The organism is Ornithinibacillus bavariensis (assembly GCF_050433565.1).
GTDB classification, from domain to species: Bacteria; Bacillota; Bacilli; order Bacillales; family Amphibacillaceae; genus Ornithinibacillus; species Ornithinibacillus bavariensis.
In genome coordinates this window covers 196,731-221,864 of the sequence record NZ_JBNPWZ010000004.1, presented here as the reverse complement: position 1 = coordinate 221,864, position 25,134 = coordinate 196,731, and the positions used below count along the sequence as shown (strand labels likewise).

Annotated in this window: 28 protein-coding genes and 1 riboswitch; of the genes, 6 read left to right on the top strand and 22 right to left on the bottom strand. The window is 34.8% G+C overall.

Going from position 1 to position 25,134, the window contains the following annotated elements:
• Positions 1–84: 84 nt before the first annotated feature.
• The 4 genes from HNR27_RS09870 to HNR27_RS09855 are packed head-to-tail and all read right to left on the bottom strand — an operon-like array spanning position 85 to position 3,865.
• The gene (locus tag HNR27_RS09870) at positions 85–1,284 is read right to left on the bottom strand and encodes a M20 family metallopeptidase (protein ID WP_212921434.1); all 1,200 of its coding nucleotides are present in this window, start codon (positions 1,282–1,284) and stop codon (positions 85–87) included.
• A 15-nt stretch (positions 1,285–1,299) separates the two neighbouring features.
• Positions 1,300–2,157, bottom strand: a complete 858-nt coding sequence (locus HNR27_RS09865; RefSeq protein ID WP_212921435.1) for a MetQ/NlpA family ABC transporter substrate-binding protein — start codon at positions 2,155–2,157, stop codon at positions 1,300–1,302.
• A gap of 30 nt (positions 2,158–2,187) precedes the next feature.
• Entirely contained in the window at positions 2,188–2,850 is a 663-nt protein-coding gene (locus HNR27_RS09860) for a methionine ABC transporter permease (RefSeq protein WP_212921588.1), read from the bottom strand.
• Positions 2,840–3,865, bottom strand: a complete 1,026-nt coding sequence (locus HNR27_RS09855) for a methionine ABC transporter ATP-binding protein (RefSeq protein ID WP_212921436.1) — start codon at positions 3,863–3,865, stop codon at positions 2,840–2,842. Before HNR27_RS09855 ends, HNR27_RS09860 begins: the two co-directional genes overlap by 11 nt.
• A 145-nt stretch (positions 3,866–4,010) precedes the next feature.
• Positions 4,011–4,128: riboswitch (SAM riboswitch) on the bottom strand.
• Positions 4,129–4,393: 265 nt separating this feature from the next.
• Here HNR27_RS09855 and HNR27_RS09850 point away from each other — a divergent pair.
• Together HNR27_RS09850 and HNR27_RS09845 are read left to right on the top strand one after the other, a co-directional pair.
• Positions 4,394–5,011 (top strand): hypothetical protein, encoded by a 618-nt coding sequence (locus HNR27_RS09850; protein WP_212921437.1) that lies wholly within the window; start codon positions 4,394–4,396, stop codon positions 5,009–5,011.
• 50 nt (positions 5,012–5,061) lie between these two features.
• Positions 5,062–5,625, top strand: coding sequence for a DUF4256 domain-containing protein (locus HNR27_RS09845; protein ID WP_212921438.1), 564 nt, complete (start codon positions 5,062–5,064; stop codon positions 5,623–5,625).
• Between the two features lie 153 nt (positions 5,626–5,778).
• Here the strand turns inward: HNR27_RS09845 and HNR27_RS09840 are convergent, their stop codons facing one another.
• The 12 genes from HNR27_RS09840 to HNR27_RS09785 all read right to left on the bottom strand — a co-directional run bounded on the left by HNR27_RS09840 (position 5,779) and on the right by HNR27_RS09785 (position 15,793).
• Complete coding sequence (locus HNR27_RS09840) at positions 5,779–6,639, bottom strand: hypothetical protein (protein ID WP_212921439.1); 861 nt, start codon at positions 6,637–6,639, stop codon at positions 5,779–5,781.
• Positions 6,629–7,543 (bottom strand): WD40/YVTN/BNR-like repeat-containing protein, encoded by a 915-nt coding sequence (locus tag HNR27_RS09835; protein ID WP_212921440.1) that lies wholly within the window; start codon positions 7,541–7,543, stop codon positions 6,629–6,631. Before HNR27_RS09835 ends, HNR27_RS09840 begins: the two co-directional genes overlap by 11 nt.
• A 290-nt stretch (positions 7,544–7,833) precedes the next feature.
• Positions 7,834–8,823, bottom strand: coding sequence for a tRNA dihydrouridine synthase (locus tag HNR27_RS09830; protein WP_212921441.1), 990 nt, complete (start codon positions 8,821–8,823; stop codon positions 7,834–7,836).
• Positions 8,824–9,393: 570 nt separating this feature from the next.
• Entirely contained in the window at positions 9,394–9,873 is a 480-nt protein-coding gene (locus HNR27_RS09825; protein WP_212921442.1) for a GyrI-like domain-containing protein, read from the bottom strand.
• A 61-nt stretch (positions 9,874–9,934) separates the two neighbouring features.
• A complete protein-coding gene (locus tag HNR27_RS09820) occupies positions 9,935–10,519 on the bottom strand; it encodes a GyrI-like domain-containing protein (RefSeq protein WP_212921443.1) in 585 nt (194 codons plus the stop codon).
• Positions 10,512–11,867 (bottom strand): helix-turn-helix domain-containing protein, encoded by a 1,356-nt coding sequence (locus HNR27_RS09815; protein WP_429339631.1) that lies wholly within the window; start codon positions 11,865–11,867, stop codon positions 10,512–10,514. Before HNR27_RS09815 ends, HNR27_RS09820 begins: the two co-directional genes overlap by 8 nt.
• A gap of 346 nt (positions 11,868–12,213) precedes the next feature.
• Positions 12,214–12,588, bottom strand: a complete 375-nt coding sequence (locus tag HNR27_RS09810) for a VOC family protein (protein ID WP_212921445.1) — start codon at positions 12,586–12,588, stop codon at positions 12,214–12,216.
• Positions 12,589–12,678: 90 nt separating this feature from the next.
• Positions 12,679–13,707, bottom strand: a complete 1,029-nt coding sequence (locus HNR27_RS09805) for an RNA polymerase sigma factor (RefSeq protein WP_212921446.1) — start codon at positions 13,705–13,707, stop codon at positions 12,679–12,681.
• A gap of 343 nt (positions 13,708–14,050) precedes the next feature.
• Entirely contained in the window at positions 14,051–14,233 is a 183-nt protein-coding gene (locus HNR27_RS09800) for a hypothetical protein (protein ID WP_429339630.1), read from the bottom strand.
• Between the two features lie 268 nt (positions 14,234–14,501).
• Positions 14,502–14,897 (bottom strand): hypothetical protein, encoded by a 396-nt coding sequence (locus HNR27_RS09795; protein WP_429339629.1) that lies wholly within the window; start codon positions 14,895–14,897, stop codon positions 14,502–14,504.
• A gap of 144 nt (positions 14,898–15,041) precedes the next feature.
• Positions 15,042–15,182, bottom strand: a complete 141-nt coding sequence (locus HNR27_RS09790; RefSeq protein ID WP_429339628.1) for a hypothetical protein — start codon at positions 15,180–15,182, stop codon at positions 15,042–15,044.
• A 317-nt stretch (positions 15,183–15,499) separates the two neighbouring features.
• Positions 15,500–15,793 carry a hypothetical protein gene (locus tag HNR27_RS09785; protein WP_429339627.1) on the bottom strand — a complete coding sequence of 98 codons (294 nt, stop codon included), beginning with the start codon at positions 15,791–15,793 and terminating at the stop codon, positions 15,500–15,502.
• A gap of 296 nt (positions 15,794–16,089) precedes the next feature.
• On the opposite strand from HNR27_RS09785, the gene HNR27_RS09780 reads away from it, so the two are divergent.
• The 4 genes from HNR27_RS09780 to HNR27_RS09765 all read left to right on the top strand — a co-directional run bounded on the left by HNR27_RS09780 (position 16,090) and on the right by HNR27_RS09765 (position 18,920).
• Positions 16,090–16,593 (top strand): helix-turn-helix domain-containing protein, encoded by a 504-nt coding sequence (locus tag HNR27_RS09780; protein ID WP_429339626.1) that lies wholly within the window; start codon positions 16,090–16,092, stop codon positions 16,591–16,593.
• A gap of 118 nt (positions 16,594–16,711) precedes the next feature.
• Positions 16,712–16,966, top strand: a complete 255-nt coding sequence (locus tag HNR27_RS09775; RefSeq protein WP_429339625.1) for a hypothetical protein — start codon at positions 16,712–16,714, stop codon at positions 16,964–16,966.
• Positions 16,967–17,687: 721 nt separating this feature from the next.
• Positions 17,688–18,293 carry a helix-turn-helix transcriptional regulator gene (locus HNR27_RS09770; RefSeq protein ID WP_429339624.1) on the top strand — a complete coding sequence of 202 codons (606 nt, stop codon included), beginning with the start codon at positions 17,688–17,690 and terminating at the stop codon, positions 18,291–18,293.
• A gap of 402 nt (positions 18,294–18,695) precedes the next feature.
• Positions 18,696–18,920: a DUF2188 domain-containing protein gene (locus HNR27_RS09765; RefSeq protein WP_429339623.1), complete on the top strand. Its 225-nt coding sequence runs from the start codon at positions 18,696–18,698 to the stop codon at positions 18,918–18,920.
• Between the two features lie 122 nt (positions 18,921–19,042).
• Here HNR27_RS09765 and HNR27_RS09760 read toward each other — a convergent pair whose 3' ends face one another.
• The 6 genes from HNR27_RS09760 to HNR27_RS09735 all read right to left on the bottom strand — a co-directional run bounded on the left by HNR27_RS09760 (position 19,043) and on the right by HNR27_RS09735 (position 25,048).
• On the bottom strand, positions 19,043–19,180 hold the full coding sequence (locus tag HNR27_RS09760; RefSeq protein WP_429339622.1) for a hypothetical protein: 138 nt from the start codon (positions 19,178–19,180) through the stop codon (positions 19,043–19,045).
• 116 nt (positions 19,181–19,296) lie between these two features.
• Positions 19,297–20,835: a zinc-ribbon domain-containing protein gene (locus HNR27_RS09755; protein ID WP_429339621.1), complete on the bottom strand. Its 1,539-nt coding sequence runs from the start codon at positions 20,833–20,835 to the stop codon at positions 19,297–19,299.
• Between the two features lie 12 nt (positions 20,836–20,847).
• The gene (locus tag HNR27_RS09750) at positions 20,848–21,675 is read right to left on the bottom strand and encodes a hypothetical protein (protein ID WP_429339620.1); all 828 of its coding nucleotides are present in this window, start codon (positions 21,673–21,675) and stop codon (positions 20,848–20,850) included.
• 544 nt (positions 21,676–22,219) lie between these two features.
• Positions 22,220–22,948 (bottom strand): hypothetical protein, encoded by a 729-nt coding sequence (locus HNR27_RS09745; protein WP_429339619.1) that lies wholly within the window; start codon positions 22,946–22,948, stop codon positions 22,220–22,222.
• A gap of 112 nt (positions 22,949–23,060) precedes the next feature.
• Positions 23,061–23,639, bottom strand: a complete 579-nt coding sequence (locus tag HNR27_RS09740) for a superinfection exclusion B family protein (RefSeq protein ID WP_053071878.1) — start codon at positions 23,637–23,639, stop codon at positions 23,061–23,063.
• Between the two features lie 902 nt (positions 23,640–24,541).
• Positions 24,542–25,048 (bottom strand): hypothetical protein, encoded by a 507-nt coding sequence (locus HNR27_RS09735; protein WP_078110013.1) that lies wholly within the window; start codon positions 25,046–25,048, stop codon positions 24,542–24,544.
• Between the last annotated feature and the right edge of the window lie 86 nt (positions 25,049–25,134).

The following is a 25,134-nucleotide window of genomic DNA, read 5'->3' as shown; positions in this document are numbered from 1 at the left end:
ATAATAATCATTAATTTTAAGTCTACCGATATAAGGTATATGCTTCATATCGGTAGACTTAACCGTTTCTTGACCAATAATTACTTAGCTTTTCTCAGACAAGGATTTTTCGTATTCCTTTCTCACTCTGTGTAAGAGTTCGGCGTCTTTTAAGAGACGATAACCGGTTGATGCGAGAGCCTTTGCTCCCTTAATTAAAGCCTCGTCTCCAAGTGGTGACTTCGCCGCTTCTCTGAATTCGTTCGTATGTGCAATAAGATCATCTGGTCCAATTTTAATATGTGGGTGAGCAGTAGGAACCTCATAGCTTATATTCCCTGCATCGGTAGAACCTTTGCCACTTCGTTTTTCCGTATGAACAATTTCTCCAACCGCTTCTAATTCTTCTTTTATTACTGCATCTAATACGGAATTTAGGACGAAATCCTTCACCTCGTTTTGGAATCGCTCAATTTCTACTCTAGCTCCAGTTGCAAGTGCAGCCCCCTCTGCAATTGAGCGCACCTTTTCAGCTACTTCCTCTGTTTTACTCCAAGATTCAGCTCTTATGTAAAATCGAGCAGATGCATAGTCAGGAATGATGTTTGGAGCATCTCCACCATTGGTAATTATTCCATGGATACGTACATCTGTTGGAAGCTGCTGACGAAGTGCATTTATTCCATTAAACAATAGAATTACTGCGTCTAGTGCATTAATTCCTTGTTCCGGTGAACCTGAGGCATGTGCAGCTCTTCCAAAGAAATGAAAATCTAGTGGATCGACTGCTAGTGATTCAGTTGTTAAGGCTGTTTTTCCAGACGGGTGTATCATAAGCGCCACATCGATATCCTTTAAGTAGCCATGTTTAACAAAGCTTCCCTTAGCACTTCCATTCGGTCCTCCTTCTTCAGCTGGTGTTCCTAAGACAACGACACGTCCGCCTACTTCAGGAAGTGCTTTAGAAAGTGCAATTCCAGCAGCAACACTAGTTGTTCCAATAATGTTATGACCACATGCATGACCTAGACCTGGGAGTGCATCGTACTCAGCGAGGTATGCGACGGATGGACCAGGGATGCCACTATCCTTTACCGCATAAAAGGATGTCTCATGCCCTGCAACTGCCGTTTCAACCACAAAGCCTTCACTTTCTAAAAGTGCTACATGCTGTTCACAGGCAAAAAACTCTTGATTCCCTATTTCAGGTCTAGCGTGTATCGCCTGGCTAGTTTCAATATACTTCTGTCTGTTCGAATCAATCGATTCAACGATTAAATTAACACTACTTACACGTTTGCTCATCTTAACTACTCCTCCTTATAACCCTTCAAAAATTTTTAATAATTCTTCCTTGGTAATATCAATAACAATTGAGCCACCATTTGTGTCTATTTCTACGGCCTTTTCCACATCTTCCTCATGATATAATTCAACAATGCGCTGGAAAGTCTCATTGTCTTTATCCTCAGCTCGAGCAGCAAAAATGTTTACATATGGTATTGCATTTTCAGATGTACCATCTTCTAGAAAAATTGGATCTTTTACCGGATCAAAACCAGCTTGACCCGCTACCCCATTATTAATTACAGAAGCTGTAACATCAGGAAGAACCCTTGGTGTTTGTTGGGCTACGATTGGAAAAATATCTAAGTTCTTAGGATTCTCCACAATTTTTGATGGATCTCCAAACAGTCCAAAGTCAGCTGATAATTTAATTAATCCTGCAGATTCAAGTAGCTTCAATGCCCGTGCTTGGTTGGATGGGTCATCTGGAATTGCTATGCGTGCACCTTCTTCAATTTCGTTAATATCTTTAATTTTCTCTGAATAAATTCCCATTGGTGCAATAATAGTTGGACCAATCGGTAATAAGTCTACATTGTTTTCTTTATTAAATTGACTTAAGAATGCAATATGCTGGAAGGAATTAATATCAATATCTCCATCCGCCAATGCTTGGTTTGGAAGTGTGTAATCTGAGAACTCCACAAGCTCAATCTCAATCCCTTCTGCCTTTGCCTTCTTCTGAATCAGTGGCCATACTTCCCCATCTGTTCCTGTAACACCAATCTTAACAACTTTTGTTTTCTCGCCTTTTCCAGATGTATCACTACTACAAGCAGCTAGTGATACTACTGTGATAATCGCTAGTAAAAAAATGATTAATTTTTTCATCTTTTGTTCTCCTCGCTTTCTACCTGTTCCCTAACGTCTCATAATCTTTCTAGAAATAGTGTTACCAAGCCATTGTGCCAGCTGTACCAGTATGATTAGGATAATAACCGTAACAAGCATGACACTTCCATCAAAGCGCTGATAGCCATAGGTCATTGCAACATGGCCAAGACCTCCACCGCCAACTGTTCCCGCCATAGCTGAGAAGTCTATTAAACTAACTGTCACAAATGTTAAACCTAGAATTAGTGGGCCAAGTGCCTCTGGTATCAACACGGTATAAATAATTTGGAATGGACTTGCTCCCATCGCTTTGGCGGCTTCCACAACACCAGGGTCAATACTTACCAAGTTATTCTCTACAATCCGAGCAATCCCAAAAGAGGCGGCTATTGTCATCGGGAAAATCGCAGCCCAGGTTCCAATTGTTGTACCTACTACCAATCTAGTTAATGGGCTAATCGCGACTAAAAATATAATGAATGGAATTGGTCGAATGATATTTATGAAAATGTTCATGATTTGAAATACAAGCTGATTTTCTAAAATGTTCCCTTTTCGTGTTACGTATAGTAATAATCCAAAACCTATTCCTAGAATGGAGCCAAAGATTAGTGTCAAGATAACCATAAAGATTGTTTCACCTGTTGATTCCAAAATCCTTGGCCAAAATGTTGTCCAATCAACCCGCATCAAGTTCTACCTCCTCTACATCTACGATAGATTGCAGTTCTATCATTGCTGATTCAATCGCATCCGCATTGCCTTCAAAAGAAATTAGCAAATTACCAAATAACCTTTCCTGTAATTCACGTATGTAGCCATGTACAATATTGAAGTCGACACTGTATTTTTGCGTTATTTGTGAAAGGACGGGGGCATTTGTAATCTCTCCCTTGAAAGTGACACGATAAAGCCTCTTGCCACCCTTTTCCCTCCATTCCCTTAGTAATTTAGCAGAAGGTAAATCATTCTCTACGGATTTGATGAACCGCTTCGTTGTTGGGTGTTTGGGATTTGTAAATGTATCAAAGACAGAACCGACTTCAATGACTTCCCCTTCTTCCATGACGGCGACCCGGTCACAAATAGATTGAATAACATGCATTTCATGTGTAATTAATAAAACCGTTATTCCAAGTTCATGATTTACCTTTTTTAAAAGACGAAGAATATCACTTGTTGTATCCGGATCCAGTGCTGATGTTGCTTCATCACATATTAATATATCTGGTGACGTAGCAAGTGCCCGAGCAATCCCCACACGTTGCTTTTGACCACCAGAGAGCTGCTCTGGATAATCATTTGCTTTATCGGTAAGCCCAACAAAACTCAGTAGCTCCGAAACTCGCTCATTTATTTCTTTTTTAGGGATTCCGGCTAGCTTCAACGGATAAGCCACATTTCCCGCTACAGTACGTGAGGAAAACAAATTGAAGTTCTGAAAGATCATTCCTATTTTTCGCCGTAGCTTTCGTAGTTCTTTCTTAGGTAGTGTAGCAAGATCTACACCTTGGATCTGAATAGCCCCAGATGTTGGTTGCTCAAGCAGATTGACTAGCCGAAGTAATGTACTCTTTCCGGCACCACTAAAGCCAATAATGCCAAATATTTCTCCCTGCTCAATTGCAAGCGACACTCCTTTTACCGCATTCACCTCCCGCTTTCCGAGCCGGAATGTCTTAGAAGCGTTTTTAAATTCGATCATAGTCTGCTCCTCCTCGCAAATAGTTAATTCTCTGCAGCCAATAGTCGCAACCATCTAACTTCCCAGTATTCGAACGAAAAAAGCCTTCTAATTTCTCATCAAAAATAGAGAAATTAGAAGGCTTTATAAATTAAAACCATCTCCGTTCTCATCTTTCAAATGCAATATGGGTTGCATTTGTAGGATTTGGCACAGTGTTCATTTTCATGAATCTGTTGCCGAGACTTCATTGGGCCTATTCCCTCAATCTCTCTTGATAAGAAGTGATGTTACTATTTAATTGTTTGCAAGAATTATATATCACTATATTCCCAATTTGAAATACTGTCAATACCTTTTATTATTTTCTATACAATTAATTTTATTTTCATGATTATGACAGATTGAATTAATGTTATTCGAGCTTTATGTTAAAATTAATAAATAAACCCTACCAACCTTCCACTATAGTAGAAGGTTGGTAGGTAAATTTAAGATAAACAACTAGACCTTAAAAGGTTTAAACATCATGGAGGAATGATTTAACAAATGAAAAAACGAACTAAAATTCTATTATTCAACGCCACTTTCATTATTCTAGTAGGATGTGCAAATAATCCAACTAAAAACGAAACCGTTCATACAGAGGAAAGTATTCCATCAAGTACGGTAGGGGAAGCATACGGTAATGATTCTTCTGACACCTCCAATGTAGCGTCGATTGGTACAGATAGCAATACTTCTGAAAATGGGGACGTAAGTGGAGGTCATACGGAAGAAAACAACCCACTATCCGAATACTCTAATGAACAAATCGAATATGCAAGAGTTTGGTTACAGCTTGGTCCAAATCAAGAAATAGACAATTTATATGTCCAACATATACCAGCTGGAACACCTCTCAATCCTGATGATGAGACTAGTGCTAATTATCCTGTGGATGTTATTCAGTTGGCTGGTTCTCGATTAGTCGATGGTTCTGTAACGTATAGTGGGAATGGCGATGGAACGATCAATATTTACAATGTACCAATTCGCTGGGATGGCCAATATCCTGCTGGTGAAGACTTCTACACAGATATTATTAACAATACAAAGCTTGTTTATATTGATCCAGCTGAAGATGATAACATCGTTGAGCTAATAAGAAAGCAAATTATTAATTAAACCAAATATAAGCATACATAGATCAAATAGGTGATAAGGAGGAAGCGAATATGAGTAATAAAAAGATGTTGTCACTAGAACAGCAGGAAGGATTATTTAGAGTATTGAATGCTCGTTTTGAGAAACATAGGAATCGCCATGAAGATATAGAGTGGGAAAAAGTCCAAGCAAAGCTAGAAGCGAATCCTAGTAAAATGTGGTCCCTATTTGAAATGGAAAGAACTGGCGGTGAACCTGATGTTGTTGGTTATGATCAGGATAAGGACGAATACATTTTTTATGATTGTTCTGCTGAAAGTCCTAAAGGTCGCAGAAGTATTTGCTACGACAGAGAAGCACTGGAGGCTAGAAAAAAACATAAACCGGAAAACAGCGCTATGGACATGGCAACAGAAATGGGAATTGAACTCTTAACGGAAGACCAATATAGAAAGCTACAGAAACTTGGAAACTTCGATATGAAAACATCTAGCTGGATAAAAACACCTGCTGAAATTAGAAAGCTTGGCGGCGCACTTTTTTGTGATTATCGCTATGAACATGTCTTTGTCTATCACAATGGTGCGGATTCATACTATGGTGCTAGAGGGTTCCGTGGTTCATTAACCGTATAATTTAATAGATAGTCATATAAAGAAGAAACACTACAGGTGAGCTTAATTTCATTGTTTAGCTATCAAAGTTTTAGAGAAAGAATGAAATTCACAGTTGTATAAAGGGGGATGATTTAAGTTTAGCAATAGCTAAATAAATCATCCCCCTTGTACTTAATTGGAGTCAATATAATTAAGAATTATCGGCTGATTCTCCTCCATTGTCGCTTTGTATAAACTAATATTTCCAACAGTAGGTTTTGAAGCATCAGAGTGAACCTCAAAGTTTTCTTTTAATGCGATTGTCCATACTGCTTCATTATCTTTCTTTAGAACGATTGCTAGTGTACCAAATTGCTCCAAATTCTCCCATGAGAACAATTCAGATTCATTACCTACCGTAACATTTATTCCATCTGGACCACTTGTCACTGTGACATTATCTCCTTGCCAAACACCGTGTATCTCTGCTCCTACGTAATAATAGGATAATCCGCCCTTACGATCGCCATACGTCCCTACAAATTGTTGAATGTCACCATTTTTATCCTTATAGGTTAGAACTGCTATATCCTTAGCCAGCCACTTTACTTTATTGTTTCCATTTATCTTATTTTCCAAGACTTCTTTAGGACGAGCGAGAATACCATAATACGGGCGATAATAGATTGCTTCCCCACTTTGGACATTTTCCTTTACCGAGAATATTTTACTCAAGCTTGGTGATATGCTTGTTATATTTCTAATTTGTTGATTGCTATTTTCAAGTAGGACAATATTCGTAAGAAAGAAGATAACTCCAATACTAGCAATAATAACTTGATGGCTATTTTTCAGTTTAAGTAAAACTAGCAGCGCTACCGCTAAAAAAACGACAAATAAAAGATTAATCATATAAAATATACGGTTATCAATATACTCCACTTGATAGCGCACATGTAAAAAGAGGAATCCCATTTGTAAGCAAAAAAATCCGATTGCAATTAGAAAAAGCGTCCAGCCGACTATTTTTTTCCATTTTGCCCTATCCTTCATCCGGTTCTACCTCCTGCAAAAACTCCCATGTTAGACCATTATCCTTTGAAATAAATTTTCCTTTTACTAATCCACCTTCATAATCACCATTTGGCCCTTGATTTACTAGAACAGCCAGGTGGTCTTCCTCAATAAATGGAGCTTCCGCTTGAACAAACACTTTTCCGTACGGAGCGGGAATACTTAAACGAGCATGCCTCCAAACCTTTCCTCCATCCTGTGTCACATAGACATCTGGTGCTTCTGGATTAATGGTTCCATAGGATAGAAACCCTGTCTTCTCATCCACAAAGCTACCGAATGCAATCATCCTAGTAGTTGGAGGATCTTCAGTTTTCGTCCAGGTTTTACCACTATCGAAGGTTAGGAATACTGTTGAATACTCTTGAGACATTGTACGATCACCTGATACGATTACATATCCAAAGCTATCATTTAGAAACGCAATCTTTCGAAAACGAAGCTCTGGAAATTCCTCAGCTATTACACTATCTTGCCATGTATTCCCCTGATCAGTAGTATATTTCATGTTTAGCCCAACTTGCTTATATAGAAATGCTAAACGCTCTTCCGATAAAACATAGCTACCTTCAATCAATTCCTGTTTGTTCCCTTGATACTCTCCATTGAACAATAAATTTTTATCCACTGGGACTTTTATCCAATCCTTCCCCTTATTGTATGTAATAGTTAGTTCATCATTTTGTAAACTATAACTAATTGGGTCATCATTAACAGGTTGTAATGGCGTATTTTCTATCTCATTAGGTGTCTCTTCTTGGAGGTTATTTCGTAGATTTAGTTGTGGAAGCGTGTAGTTGTGTTCTAGATTCTGATAATAATATGTTCCTACGATGATTGCAGTTACCATAAGAACTGATAGTATTAAAAGGTAATTTCTCATGAATGGAACTCCTTTTTATTTCTATTTTCCTATATTTTGCTGGCTCTCTACAAATCTATAAAGTAACCATACTGGATTTATCTATCGATGATCCTAAGTGTCTTGCTCCCATCCATGTCAGATAACTATAGGATACTTTTTATTAACATTAATGTTATCACAAGCAGAAATAAGTTTACACACTTAATAAGAGAAATTCACAATGCTACAGCCCTTCAAAACAAATAGAAAAAGGGATTCAATTGAATCCCTTTTTCTAATACCTTTTTCAATTTTATACTAGCATTGAATTAAGAAATTTCCCCTGTTTCATGATTATTTTTAATCATAAAATTAGTAAGCATCTCACGAACTTCATCCGTTGACTCTGTCGCCATTAAATCATTTCGTAATTCACTTGCCCCTCTAAATCCCCGGACATATATCTTAAAGAAGCGACGTAGAGGTCTAAATGGACGTGGTTCATATTCTTTGGAATATTTATCATGTAAATCAAGCTGCAATCTTAAGAGATCTAGTAATTCCTCACTACTATGTTCTTTCTTCTCTTTTTCAAAGGCAAACGGATTTTTAAATACACCACGCCCAATCATAACACCATCTACACCATATTGATCAACAAGTTTTAGGCCAGTTTGACGGTCAGGAATATCGCCATTGATTGTCAAAAGTGTATCAGGTGCCACCTCATCCCGAAGCTTCTTAATCTCTGGAATGAGCTCCCAATGAGCATCAACATTACTCATTTCCTTTTTTGTACGCAAATGTATGGAAAGATTTACGATGTCTTGCTTCAATACATGTGTTAACCAGTCACGCCATTCGTCTACTTCCGTATAACCAAGTCTTGTCTTAACACTAACAGGCAATCCTCCCGCTTTTGCTGCTTGGATTAATTCTGCGGCAACCTCTGGACGCCGTATAAGACCACATCCCTTTCCTTTTGGTGCCACGTTTGGTGCAGGGCAGCCCATATTGATATCCAAACCCTTAAACCCTAATTCTGCCATCCCAATACTCATTTGGCGAAAATATTCGGGCTTGTCTCCCCAAATATGGGCAACAATCGGTTGTTCATCCTCTGTAAATGTTAAGCGCCCACGTACACTTTGCTGGCCATCTGGGTGACAATAGCTCTCCGTGTTTGTAAACTCTGTAAAAAACACATCTGGTCTCGCTGCTTCGCTAATTACATGACGAAAAACAACATCCGTCACATCTTCCATTGGTGCAAGTATAAAAAACGGTCGTGGTAAATCACGCCAAAAATTATCTGTCATAATTAAATTCCAATCCTCTCATTATGGGAATTATTACTTTTCCCAAAAATAAAAAAGCAAAGATATCTCTGCCTCTTACACTTATACCATGCTTAAGCACTTTTTATCAACTATCGTAAATTTGGAACATTTTACTTTTTAATAGAAAGAATGAAATGTTCCAAAGAAAATTGATAGTTAATGAAGGTAGATTGGAAAGAAAGGTTATATGGAAATGGTGATTATCTTAAATCTTGTCTCGCCTATTTCGTTACGATAATTAAGTCCATCTCATGCTATGGCTTATAGCTTTGGTTTTCCATACGTTGTTTTATGAAATATTTAAGGAGAGTATTCAGAATTTATAGTGGATAAACAAATATAAGAACTGATATTAATTACAAATGGAGAAGAACATTGTTAAACTATTGGCGCGATTGTGGAGTAAACGTAAATAACTATATTAAACAAATACTATCGCTATGCCTTCATGATTTGAAAGCAAAGAACTTTTTGAATAAGCCGCATTTCTCTACGGAAGAATGCGGCTTCGTGGCATCAATAATTAACATTTTTTTTACTCAGTACCGATTAGTAAATAGAATCACATAATTCCACTTGAACATCTTCAGGTGCATTTTCTAATCGATGATAAAATTCTAAACTCCAATTTTCACGTGCACGCTGTAAACCTTTGTCAGCTATCCATTGATGTAACTTCTCATAACTATTCATGATTGAGTAAATTGGTCCATTGTGCATGGTAGTAGCGTATCTTTGTGGTGGAACAGTAAGGGTAACCATATCATTAGGGATATCGCTATATTCAGATACTTGTACACAAACCCAGTAGCCATCTTGATCATCAGTTGATGCATCAACTACAAAAGCACCTACTTGCCTACCTGAATGTAATACGTTTTTAATTTCCGTAGTTCTTTCCTTAAGTAAAGCTGCTGCTTTTGAGATTTCTTCTTGATATTTATTTCCTTCACAAACGACACGAAATCCTACTAATCGGATTTCTCCTAATTCCTTAATTGCCTTTTCGTCAATACTATTCTTTGACATATAATAGACATCCCTTCTTCTTAATTTCTGTTATTTTTACTATTAAGCATACGTGCAACAGTTAATAAATCGAATTGTACAATACTACTTCAAGATCATCAGGGACGTTTTCATTGATTTCGAATTGTTGATAGAATTCAAGATTCCAACAATCATTGGCACTTTTTATTCTTTTACGAATCAACCATTCCTGCAACCTTTCGTGACTTTTCCTTATTAAGTGTTTATGTCCTTGGTGTAATGTAATTGCGTATTTTTGTGGAGGTACTGTTAATGAGACCATATCTTTAGGAATATCTTCGTATTTAGATACTTGAACACTAACCCAATAACCGTCTTTTTCCGATGGAAACTCCTCTACTATAAAAGCACCTATTTGCTTTCCAGAATTCAATACATGCTTAATCTCATCAGTTCTTCTATGTAGCAAATTGGCTGCTTTCGGTATTTCTTCTTGATATTTATCTCCTTCACATAAAACACGAAAACCTACTAATCGTATTTCTTCTAAATCCTTAATAAAATAGTTATGTTCGGTTTTCCTGTTTTCGCTTTTACCTAATAGAACCTTTAATGAACGTGGTTTTGGTTGGGGTTTAAAATCTTCAATAGGTAAGAGATTTTCAAGAGGTATCGCTTCACTCATACCATTTGCTCCTTTCTATTATAGGTATATAGCAACGAACTGTAATCTCTTTGTTTATGGAAGTGTGATATAGTGCAAACCACTGTCTTGAATCATCAATGATATATTTTTCTTCTGATACAATCCAACGATGGATGATTTCCAAAACTCCCATTAATGATCCGTAGGACTTCGTTTCAATTGTAGCGAATAATCCACCGCCCAACATCTTTTTATCAATAGTAGAATCGCTAATGCTATCAAGCCTTGACAAGGTGGTTATACCATATTCACACCAGTTTTCACGATCGTTTTCGTTTCCATAATTGTAGGATAAATATAACTGACAATTAGCAAAGTCAATTGGTAAATCTGTTTCTAACCATTTTGATAGAGTATTATCAGCATCCGCTTGGGCACTTTCCCCATAACTTTTACTATAAGCAACCCAAAATGGCTCTACCTCTTCTACTTTAGCCATCTCTGGTTTCAGCTGACGTTCTATTGGCAGATATAATTTCATACGTACAAGCTTTTTGTTAAAAGTAATGTACTCTTCTAGATAGGTGTGCGCCCCTTCTGTAAACTGACTTTTCGGTAGCCATTCAGAATACAGTCGATTCCATAATGAAATTATATTTTGTTCACATTCTGCTGATATTGATCCAACCGCATACAGCCCACCTTGAATATTTTTTATTTCCATTCCTTCTATTGAATCATAAATAGATTCTTCCACAGGAACCAGCATTTCATAGGCGAAAACCTCGGTGGAATATTCTGAATTCCCATGGTACTCCGAGTCTATATTCCGTCCAAAATATCTAATTTTCTTATTGTTCATATGCGATTTTTGTATTAAACTTTGAACAATATTAAATGCATCCTTTTCAATTCCTTCGATACAATTGGCTTTATGTTTATAGCTGAATACAGTCATATCCTTTAGACGGAGTACCTTGACATCCGGATATCTATCAAACAAATCGCGCCCCTCGAGGTAATTTACCTTTTCGAATAGATTAATATATTCAAAGCAATAATACATATCCGATTCTTTATATACCTTTGGCGTAACACCTACTATTTTTTTGAATGACTTCGAAAAAGATGCTTGTGATTCAAAACCACAGGCCAAAGCAATATCTAGGACTGTATTGTTAGAGTTTTTCAGATACTCTGAAGCAATGCTAATTCTTCTTTTACGCATGTAGTCTTTGACTGGAAGGCCAGTAAGAGAATAAAACATCCGATATAAATGTGGGAGTGACATTGAGGCTACCTTTGCTACTTCTTCTAATTCCACTTTGTCCTCCATATGTTCTTCTATAAAATCAATTGCTGCCTGAACACTTTCTATGTAATTCATTATTCACCGCCTTTCTAGAAAAAACATACGTTGGATAGATGATTAAGGAATTATTTCCTTACTGTTACTATAACAAACAATTAAATTATACTTTTGTCCATTTTTATCAAATTATAGTACACTCGTTCACGAATTTTAACAAAGATATCTAAATATTATTTTCCTCAGAGATTAACTCAGAAGAATTGTAAAATAATAAATCACAGTAAAGTAACCACCTTAAAAATATCCTCTGTTCCGATCATCGAACAAAGAAGGTACTCTCCTTAGTAAGAAAAGTACCTTCTAGTTAAAGAGATAATAGATAATGCCTTATTTTAAAATATCCACCTTTTCCATAAAGTAACTAACCATTACAAATCATTACAACATTTTTATCAGGATCACTAATATTAAAGAAAGCAAAATCATCAAATTCAATAATATCGGATTCTATTTGATAGCCTAACCCTATTATATATTCAAAGGACTTTTGAATGTCATCCGTATAAAAGTTAAACAGTGGATGTGGTGACGGACTTATTTTTTTAGTTGCGTCTAAAGGACCTGCATCCAAAGTAAGTCCAGTGTATTGATTCATTTGTAAATTATGAACTGGTCTTGAAACTTTTGTTAAGTCTATCTCTTGATTGAGCAATCGACTGTACCATTTGACAGACCTTTCTAAATCACTTACATGGACAAAAACTGTGTTCATCTTATTTCTAATTGGGCTATTCATCTTTTATCTCTCCTTGTATAGTTTATTAATCCCTTTTACGGAATCTATACTTATACAACGAATGAATTAATGAAAACCTTACATATGTTATTAAAAAATATGATAAAAATATTCTGCATTTAAATTTACCTTTAACTCTTTAGCAACCAATCTCATAATATCCCAAGAAAAACAGTAAAATTTCCAATATGTTATTTTATCATCTGCTGTCTCTATGTAATGAACGTTATTCAAGTAAAGCTGATTATCGTGTTTCATTTCTAATTCAATAACTACTGGGCGACCCCATAGCATTTTGTATTCAGATACAATAATATGTTGATTTTTTACAATCTCGTGCCAATCCTTTAGAGAGTTTTTCTTCGTTTCATCAGATCCCAATTCAATGCCAGAGTGAGTAATGTCAGTAACTATATTTTCATCTAATATAGATGAAATTAATTTTGGATCTTTTCTTCTAAACCCTTCCAGTAAAATTTCTATTGCTTTATTAAACGCAATATCCTTTGTGTTCGTTTTAACCTTTTGTGTTTCATTTTTCTCTCCTTTCCGCAGTTTTTCTCTTGCTCTACTTAAATTTGTGTGTATTGCTCCTTCAGTCGTTCCAATAATCTCTGCAACTTCTTTTCCTTTATATTTAAAAGCATCTGATAATATCAGTACAACATACTGCATAGGAGTAAGATTTGACACCAAGAAATCAATGTTTTCGAACAGTTGGAACTCACCTTCATAAGGCACATTCTTTAAAGATTCTTCATTACCTGAGAAACTTATGATTCTTTCTCTTCTTCTTTGATCTATATATAGGTTTGTTGCAATTTTAAATAAATATGATTTCGTTTTTACTGGCTGATATAATTTTGCTATTACTGAAAAGGACTTCAACAATGTATCTTGAACTAAATCTTCTGCATCCCAAGGATTACGCGTTAAACTATAACAATATCTCCACAAATCTGACCGATATGGTTCAATTTTTTCTTTAAAGTCCTTTTCTAAATTTCTTAAATTATCACTTAGATTATTTAGGTTATCGATTCTCAAATTTCTCACCTGCTTAGATATTAATTTTGTATCTCCATCTTTGAAAAAACTGCCCTGTTCGATTACGTACATGGTTTCACAACTCTTTTATATTAACATAAGAGTCTAAGTAAACTGATACTGATATAAAATCCAACCCGAATAGCTTACTATCAAAGATAAATACTTACTTTCATATAATACTACTTATAGTTCCTTTCAAAAAAAATTGATAAGAAAAAAGAACCGAGGAAGCATACCTGTGATACGTCCACGGTTCTTGATTGATTTCAGTAATGAAACAACTATTGAAAAGATATTGATTTATATTGTTAAAGCATAATTGAAAGAAAAACGATAAAGGTTACACTGTATCGGACTATTAATTAAGGTCATATTAAAACTAACAATAGATTTACAAAGGATTCTTTTTCGCTTATCTGTCCTTGTTCTTTGTTGATAGGACAAAAGCTATCAATGCAAAGCCACTAAAAATCGATGTTGGGATTCCATATCCTAATAGATATTCAGAGGTATAACCAGAGGTTAAAACGAAAATAAACATACCTATACTAATAAGAAAAATTATTAAAACAAACATAGAAATTCTATTAAGCATACTATTCCCCCATATCTTTTTATTTAGCATACACTGAATAATGTTTTATAGCAGGTACACTTTTCCCAATATAAGACTTTTTCCCCCATGCATACTAAAACAGTAATAAGGCCTTATTATTTTACTTAATTTTAAACAAGGTGGATTTACCCACAACATTAAATAAATATCTACATATAACGAAAGTTTGGTTGACAGATAAAACTTTTGTTGGAAGAAAAACAACTCATATTATAGAGTTGTTCTAAAAGATAGATGGTTTAAAAAGCTATTCATTCGTTAGCTCAAAAAACTCTCCATTAATTGTTAGATAAGCATCTTTATTTTCCATTAAATCCACTGCAGAATCCTTAGATATAAATACAACCGTTACTGACTTATCTTCATTTATTTCAACCGGAAAACTTAACCTCTTGCTCGTCTTCCAACCTTCTGGGGCTTGTATCATAGTATATTCCATCACTTCCACTTCAACATCTTGATAGACTGGCAATTCAACTAATTCAAGTGTCATAGAATCTTTTGGATGGATATTTAACACGAAATAGGATGTATCTCCTTCTTTATAAGTACCTGTTGAATACGAAAGTCGATCGAAGTCGATGTTATTGTTGCATCCTGCCAACATAGTTAACAACAAAACGAGAAAAATACTTTTACTCATTACCTTTCCCACCACTTCTTCTCACCCTCTTTTTCTTAGTCATAAACTCCCCCGTTAGCACTGCTCTTCATAGTTAGATATTAACATAATATTCAAAATAGAATAAACAAAAATAAAGACCATCACATTTGATGGTCCTTCATTTCACTTAAAACCAGCACTTCCTCGGTCCATTCCCGTTTCAACTTGAACCTTTCGTACAGCTTTAGCTTTATCCATTTTGTTTTGAAACACCTTCTCACCATAAAGACAACAATTACCTATCATTTCCTTAGTTATTTTCATCACTATAACCCCTTTTCTTAATATTCTACCTTTATGGTATCACAGAAACATGCAGCTGGATTTAGCAATTTAAAATGCTAAACACTGTGTTTAACTTCCCATAATCAAGGTTTACTGCGGAAAAACTTTAGATAATAAAGAAAAAAGTAGTTTGGTTAAGACCTTCGAGAGGTGCTATAGTTAGGATACTAACTAAATAAGAATGAACAATTTATGAATACCATTCAAAAGAAAAAGGAACGAAATTTAATAGATCCGTTCCTTTGTAAAAGTCAGCAAAGTAACTATTTTGGCTTAAAACTTCCCTATTTATCCCTTTATTCGAATTCTTTTCTTAGCTCTAACATCGCCTTTGTAACTGCACTAAAATCCTGTTCAAGGATATGGCATGGATAGCTTTCCTTTATCTCTTTATTCCTTCTGGCTTCTTCAAAGTTCCCATTTTCCCCATATTGCACAAATACTGTACAGGCCCTATGAATGTTATTTGGATCAGCCGTGTGCCAATGGACTGTCCCATAAAACACTCGATAGTATCTATTTTTTCCGTGTAATTCTCCATAACTTGAAGGTATTAATTTGTACCCCCATTCTTGTAATGCTTTTGTCATTTTTATCACCTCATCATCTAATTGGTTGGGTTAATCTTACATTGGAGAATACTATTATGTAAAACGGCATAACGACGCATTTTTCCTATTATATTCCTATTACGGTTATATTAATAACTCAGTTATTCTTCCATATTCATACGATTTCATTTTTCGGCTGTTATAAACCATGGAACTAATATTTGGACTTTAATCCCTCGCTAATTTGTTTATATTGAAAAGCTGAATTGAATAATGTCATAATCAAAGTAACAAATTTACAGGAGCTTTTATTCAAAAGGAGGGAAGTGTAGTACATGTATCTAACAGTCAATGAAGTGTGTAAGAAATTAGGGCTAGAAAGACAAACAGTACAAAACATGTGTAAAAAAGGAAGGTTTCAAGGGGCTTATCAAACTGAGAAAGGTATTTGGCTTATTCCGGAAGAAATTTTCGTTACCACAAGAGAACAGGATGAAAAAGCAGAAGAAATCCTTCAGCATATTGATAAAAAGAACCATGAAGTAATGAAAGAGTCGAACGTGGAATATATTGATGCAAAATTAATTGGTGACTTTTATGGGGTTACATTAGAAACTGTGGTGAGTTGGATAAAGCAAGGGCACCTTTCTGGAAAACAAAATGGAAGGACTGGAAAGTATATACTTGGTTCCTATGAGGAGTTTGTATATCTTAAATCAAAAATAGAAAATGATACAACAGAGAAAGCAATCCAAAAGCTACTTGGTTTTGATTTTTTTCCGATGATTGGAACGTGGAACTTGACGAATAAAGTGAGAGGCATTTATCAAAAATACTGACTCTATACTGTGTGAAAACCAACTGGAAAGAATTTAGATTCTACCTGTCCTTCACTAAAGAATATTATCATAAATACAAACATACATATTTATCTATTTGAAAAGAGGGGAAACTTCCATGCAATATAAAAATATGAGGCTAATCCATATCGACTGGGATGGTCCATTTATACTAGCAGAACTTAACACAATAACTGATAATGAAATTGATTATGGTATATATCAGGTTTACGGAAGTCACAATGTATATGGTAGCAATACATTACTTTATATTGGAAAAGCAGACAGACAAACAATCGGTAAGAGAATTTCACAGGAACAATGGTGGTGGAATTACAAGCGATCCAAACAACCTACAAATTTATTGTGGTAGATTAGCAGGTGAGGTCACTCCAACTGAAACTCAATGGTCGAAGGAAATTGACTTAGCAGAAAAATTATTGATTAATGTACATAAGCCCGCATATAATACTCAAAATCTTATTACTATACCTGATGAAAGACTTCAAAACATCCACATTTTGAATTGGGGATATTATCGTGATCTATTGCCAGAAGTGTCAGGTTTAAGATGGACAAGTACGTTAGACAATATGGATTATGATATCTATAGATATAAATAGCCGGTAGGAAAGGAATGATACCCTTTACTTCCGACTTTTTTTCACTCTGACAATATTAATCTATTGCTTCATGGAATATGCTTAATTCCGTTCTGATTTAGGAGATTAATTAACCGTTTATTTTGACTTGAAATCTCAGATTTTATAACTCTCACGAATTCCCCCCCATTTATACAATAAGTAATTAACAAGTTTCTGTATTTTTTCATAATAAAAGTCTATTAGTATGTATCTTAAAACATACATTCATTATATTACCACCTTTCTTGTAGGTTTATTATTTGAAATGAAAGGCACACAATTCCATCCCATTTCAGGCATTTTACTAATTCTTAATTATTTTTTACAGAATTCCAGTTTGATGAATATCGTTTTCCTATAGATGTCCTAATATTGACCTGTTCCTGTCCTTAAATACTTGTAAGTTTAGCTATATAATTAAATCAAATAACAGGTAAGGAGATGTGGTAAATGTACATTGGTCAAAAAATCAGAGAACTTAGAAACCTAAAGTTATGGACGCAAGTACAATTAGCAGAAATTGCTGGGGTTAGTGAAAGAACAATCCGCAGGTTGGAAGCTGGTGAAAATACTGAGAAGGAAACATTATTATTAGTATTAAATGCATTAGGAACAAATTTAGAGGAAATTGGGAATATGTTTAACGATGATGATACGATTAAGGAAGAAAGCAAGGAGAAATTCACAGACATTAGATTTCTTAAACGAATTGAATATGGAAGAGAACTTGTTAGAATTATTGCCTCTGCACATCAATATGGATATGATTATCACGATTGCAAAACAGAAGAGCAAATTAATAAATCCCAGGAGTTCTTGGCCTTTGTAGCAGATGTATTAGATATCTGGGATATGATCGAAATAGGACAAAGATTTGATTTAGAAAATGACCTTTCCAAATTAATAAAAGAATTAGAAGAAATTGGCCTATGGGTTTTTGGTGATCGACAAGTCGATAATAACAACTGGGTTACTGCAATAGTTGAGATTTATTCTAAAGATAACCCACTAATTCAGAAAGTCAAGTTTGATAAAGATTTGATGCAAAAAAAATAAATAATACTTCATCATAAACTAACAACAAATAACCATATATAGTATTTATGTTTTTTTAGACCGCTATATATTGATAGATTAATAACAACAAGATATACTTTAAAGAGAAGGGAGGGTTATCTAAATTAGTGTTATGACCGAGGGTGGTGAGACTATGCGTCGGCTAAGCAAAGCAAGAATCCAAAGTCAGATAAGACAAGCTCAGAGGAAAGTAGAAAGAGAGGTTAAAAGAAGTAAAGAAATTAGAAAGAAACCTTTACAGGAAATTAAAATAAAAAACTCCTATTTGTTTTGCCGAACAAATAAGAGCCAAAGTAAAATTTATGTATTGTTATAATAACGCACATTTCCATTAAAGCAAAGAGGATAATATGTTCGATAAGTCAGAAGGGATGATTTTAAGTGGGAAAAAACCAACACGTAACACCTCATAAAGATGGCGGTTGGCAAGTAAAAGGGGCAGGAAACTCTAAAGCTACTAAAGTTACAAAAACACAAACTGAGGCAATATCAATAGCTAAAGGCATAGCAAAGAATAATAAATCAGAATTACTAATTCACAATAAAGGTGGAAGAATTCGTCAAAAGAACAGTTATGGAAATGATTCCTTTCCACCAAGAGGATAATAAATAAGTATAATGACTCTCGCTAATTATCTTGGGAGAGTCATTTTTTGTTTTTTTCATTTCTGTCAACTTTCTAATTGAAATTGAACGTTCAAGCCATTTAGCGTATTCAGCTGAGTAATCTACTCTTTAATCTTTTTATATATCCCCTTCTTGATCAATGCCCATTTTCCACTTCTTTTAACTGCATACCAAATAGACTTGTTAATCGCATTATGATAGTAAGTATTAAAAACAGGTTTATGGTACGTAGATTTCATGAACAACTCCACCAATTTCCTATTTGAATACTCTTTACCAATCGGTACAGTTTATTCAAACTCTATTACGTATTTAAGAGTTTCAGCATTTAAAGAATATTTTTCTCTCATTATATCTATCTCCACCCTCTAGCATTAACTTTACTTTTACAAGACTTGCATTTAAGACTTCTTCTACTATTTGGACTCGCTTCCCATTCATGCCCACATTTCTCACATAACCACCAGTATTCTTTTCTTGCATAGGCACCTACTTCAAATGGACTTTTACCGTTTTTAGTTGGATGCCACTGCTTCGCTACTTCAGGCTTTTTCATTGCTAATGAGTTCTCTCGTTTCACCCTTCTTCGAGAACTACGACCATATAATTCATAGCAGGTTGGACATCCCGTACCGTTCTCTCCTGCCCGTCTATAAATATAAGCAGAGTAACTATGCCCTTTTTCACAGATCCAAAAAACCTTTTTATGCTCCCCTTTCGTTACTTTTTCGGGAGTTAAATTACCATTTTCTTTATAATGCCACTCTTTCGCAAGCTCTGGATGTGTAGTAGAAAGACAGTTGGTATCATTCACTCTTTTACCTGAACAATATGGACAGTTCTCACCATTTCCTGTTCGCTCATTGATCATTTTATCGTAAGTTGATTTACATTTAGGGCAATCCCAATATACCTTCTTATTTGAGAAAGGCAAATAAAAATCGGGACTATCCTTATTTAGATCTGCGTTCCATTCTCTTGCTATTTCAGGGAACAGTAGTTCTAAGTTATAATCTTCTCTTGCTACTTGTCCTTGGCAAACCCTACAACCATGACCTTGCATCTTGCTACCAATTTGAACTAAAGAATTATGTTCCTGTTCACATGTAAACCATACTTTGAAATTAGAATATTTCTTAAAATGTTCAGGTCTTAGAGGGTAGTTTCTATCATAATCCCATATTTGTTCTACCTCTGGAAAGTCTTCGAGCAAATTATCTTTTTCGATAATTGGTGGAATCTGAGCAAGTATAGGAATAGTATCAACACCTACATTAATCACTTCAATTACTTTTTTAATATTTTTTGTTAATCCTTTATATTGCTTATCAATTATTAGCAATACTTGCTTTATCATTTCCCCGACCGTTTCATTGGAATCTCTGCGTTCATATAAATATTCCCACACTCCATCAATCTTTAACGGAGCCAATCCATTATCTCTAACACGTATCAAGTCATATCCATTTTCAATAATTAAACAACTTTTTTCACGATCCATTTCAAATTTTTCTCTATGCGTATGTCCACCATCGTATTCTATTACAAGATTAAGAGATTCAATTAGAACATCAACTGACTTATACTTACCTAATCTCTCAATATCAGTATTTAGTTGTGCATCATTAAATACTTGTTTTATGTAATAATAAATAGCAAGTTCTGGGAAACTGACATTATACCGTTCATGGCATTTAGGGCAACCAGTATTCTTCAACGCCCTACTTTTTGCCTGGTTTTCCCAAATATGTCCACATTCATTGCAACACCATATAATGAATTTATCTGAACCAACCCTTACATTATCAGGGGTATTTCCTTCATTTGCAGTTGTGTGCCATTCTTCAACCAAATCTGGTCTATCTTCAGCAATAAATCCCCTTGTATTTCTCATCTTATCTCACCCCTACAACTTTAATACCTTTGTCAAATACTTCTCCCAATAATCTGCCTGTGAATGATCAATTTCGTTAATCCAAAAATACATCAGTAATATTTCAAGGTACTGTTTCTTACCTCTAAGGAATGGTTTATTAGACACCTTTTTATAAAAGAGATTAACATTAAACAGATTGGACTTCTGCTTAATATCATATTCATACTTAATCCAGGTATCATCACTTTTTATTCGATGTTTAATGGGCCATTTATCTTTATTATCATAAAAGCGATTCACCCAATCCGAAGCAAACGTAAATAAATTTACCTTATATTTTAGCCATGCTTTTTCTACCCACTCATTTATTTCTTCTGCAATAAAAATAGAATTGATATCAGTATCAGGTTGGCTTATTATATGATGATAATCCTTTATAAAAATATATAACATTTCTGTTTGCCCTTTTAAAAACGTATTCTTTTTTAAAAGCCCTGCATAACAATCATATGATAAAGCCCTAAATTCACTATCCGTATGGTACAAAAGAAAAAGCTCCTCTTTTTTTAACAGACTAATAATGGAACGTTGCAGTTGCTTATCATATTCATTATAAATGTTTACTAACCAGTCTTGTATATCAGGTGCATATTTACGTAGTTGATTCCTAAACTTCAGTAGACGTTCATTATTTAATACGGTATACGATTCAATCTCTAACTCTTCTAAATATTGATTAAAGAATTCAAATACGTAATTTACTGATATCTGCATATTTTCATTTCTTGAATCCAAATCAAATTCATTAATATTGTCTTCTCTTTTTCTTTTGGCAATGTATTCTTCAAGGGTGAGCATTATATCCACTCCCATTATTAAAATAAGCCACCCAAGAACTAGACAAAATTCTGGTGACTTCTAGCTTCCTTACTATCATTTACTATCCATTATAACAATATTTTTCAACATCAACCCAGCAAGTCCCAATTACTTACATCTCCCTTCCCAATTTATCCTTAGAAAAAACAGTATTTATTCCTCCCCCTTGATTCTTGTCCTTCAAGGCAATGTTAATAAGCCCTTCCCCATAGTAGATGAAAAAGGAAAAGAAAGAGCTATCGAATTTGAGATAGTTGTACAGTTGGGAAACACACTGAATAGAGATTGAAAATCTGTTGGATGGATAGAGTAAGGATGATGACTTGAAAGGAAATTAAAAACAGCTTGAACATGCTATTGGTAAATAATTGAAGGAATATTGAGCACAAATAAAGAGACTGAATCACTGCTAGATCCAGTCCGAAAAATATTGAATTTGGCTTAAATATCTCTATTGAATGTTAATTGACAAAGAAAGAAGATAGAAAAGAGGATAAAACGAGTCCCTTAAAGAAAGGTACTATTATTTCCTAGGATCTTTGAGTCTGTATTTCCTTCTCCATCGGTCCATATCGACATTCCCATTCAAATGGTCATCATATAATTCTTTATATGCTTGAATAGTTCTTTTAGATCCATGAATTTCTGGATATTTCTCATCCTCTACTAAGAAGATATGCTTTAGCAAAGCGTAATAAACAACAGTTGTAAAAACTTCACCCTCATCCCAGTCAACTTCTATTTCGTAATCAACCTGATTTGCTAGAGTAATCTGATATACATCCAAGTCTTCAGAACAATTTTGTTGAATTTCCTGTAGGCTCTTCCAATGTGAATCTAAACCCTTTGCTAAATCGTCTTGAATAAGAGGTAGAAAGAGTTCTTCAAAGGAAGGATTCCAAATATGAATATTTCCTCTCTCTTCGTAGAGTAATGCAATTAGCTTAACGGAGTACCCACTCTTGTCATCAAAAATATTCTCCGCCACAAAAAAACTATGAAAATAGTCACCTTCACTAAATATTGCATCTAACAATACAAATCTTCCTAATTCATGGTAGTCTACATATTCTTTTCTTTTTGCAGTTACCAGAACATAATCATCTTCACTTAAAAACATAGGAATATGTCTCTCAGTAAAATCTGGAGTAGCATAGATATCAATGGTTACTATATCAAAACAATTGCTCAAGTGTTTACTAAATCCCCTCGGCATTGCTGCATAGCCAAAATCGATCATTTTAGTTGCCAAATTTTCTCCCCCCTAAAATATCTTCTTGGTAAACTGCTGATTAGCCAGTTTCAGGTCTTCTCAACTACCTGAAAATCTGCGGGCCAGAAACTAACTTCGTATAGCAAGATTTTCAATAATAGTGATTTTCTGTTCTCTCATTAAACTCCTTTTTATACTGAATTTCAAAAGCAGTTGCAAATTCTGATAATAAATTGGACTTGTTACTTAGTTCATCTGATACCCATGGTTGTAATAAATATGGAAATAGTGCATTGTTTAAATCACTAACCATGTACTGTGAGGTTGCCTTCCCAATCATGTAATTTTGTTCAAGCTCTAGTACGGCACCATCATGTAACGGTAATGGTAAGGTACGATTATCTTCCTGATATAGAGCGAAAATTATTGACTTTTGATAGTTATTAAGTTTTTGTAACCTTTTTTCAGCAGTTGCATAAAAATACTTTTTTGCTTTTGCATTATAAACGGACTTAGCTGTCTGGTATACCAAGTTAACAATTAAAATACATATGGAAACAATGAAAACTATGCCTATAATAAATCCATATTTATCTCTAAAATTCAGCATGAACATTTGATCTAACAAAGATGTTGGTGAAAAAAGAAGTATACCACTCGCTAATGATAGTGCAGCCATTATAGTGGTTGGCAAAGTAAGTATTTCTTTAATATTGAAATCTATTTTCATAAAAACCTCCAAAAATAGCATTTTCTTTTATTATACTACACCTCCGCCTTCCCAACTTCTTCAAGTTCAGCCAAAGCCTTCATTTTCATTTTAAAGCATATACAATTTCATCTAACTCCTCCCCATACCAAGAAGTATGGAAAGGACTGGATGAAACGATTGAGAAACACACTGAACACTGATTAAACCTGAAAAAACGTTAGATAGATAGGATTAGGTAGATAACTGGAAGGAGATTAAACACCGCCTGAATCGGCTATTGGTAAGGTTCGGAGGGATATTAAGTAATAACTCTAATATATTTACATACATACAATCAATTATTTATTACTTTACTCTTACTTCATATTTCTAAAATGTTGATTAAATATTACAAACTCAACTTAGTTTCTTTTCTCTACTATGTACAACCATAATAAACCCCTCCGAAATCACCCACCTCAAACCCGCATTCCACCGTTGGAGTTAAAATAAAGATTACCGACAGAACCCCCATTTTGGCCCTTTTTTGATTCAAAAATGACCGTATTTCTCCTGTTTTTCCACCTGCTTTTTCACCTTTTTTCCCGTTTTAAAATAAAGTTCTCCGAGTATTGCATGAAGGAAACACGGAAAGACCGAGACAGGACAAGGGATGAACACGAAAAAGACCCGGAAATCGGAAAAGTTTATTTTCACGAAAACCGGATCTTAATCAGTAATGATAATTTTGACTAGGAGATGTTTATTTTAGTTAGACAACCTTCTCTCCAACCAAACCACACTCTCAATATGGCTCGAGAGGACAGAATTGATGTCATTTGAGTATGTCTGTTCTCGGAAACATATCCACTGTGTTTTTAGGGCTATCGGTAGGCGGGAACATATCAATGATTTTATAGTTCTAGGAAGCGTATCTGTAGCTATTTTTTCAAAGTCGGAATCTTAGTACCCTTTACATTCACACCTAAGATTGTAGCCCCCAATACAAGCGCGCCTCCTATGATAGGAACGCCGTACTTAATTATTCCGTTGAGAAATTCTTTGTTTTCAGTATCCTTTGCTGAAATTCGATCTGCAACAGTTATCATCTGTTCTGTTATTTGCATTCTTTCTTCAGCAGTAATTGTATCCTTTTTTAAGAGTTCACCAAGGTCATCGAGAATTTTTTTATAGGCCTCAATTGCTTCCTTCTGACTTTCACCATTTTCCTTCATTGCGTTATTGCACATGGCATTTAACTGTGCAAGCATATTATTTGCTGATTCAGTGTAAGCGGGAAACTGTTCAATAATTTTAATTGCAACATCTTTATCCATATTCGGAATTGCAGAAACGAACTCCATGATTTTGTCTTTAGACATATTTCTGAAGCTGTCAATATCTAGTGCTTCCTTAACCTCATTTTCAGTAACCATATACTTTGCCATAAACATTTTCCCCTTGTCTCAAGTATGTTTTTTATTAACCTCATGTACTAAACTTGAGAATCCCAATAATTTCCTGTGTTTCAGAA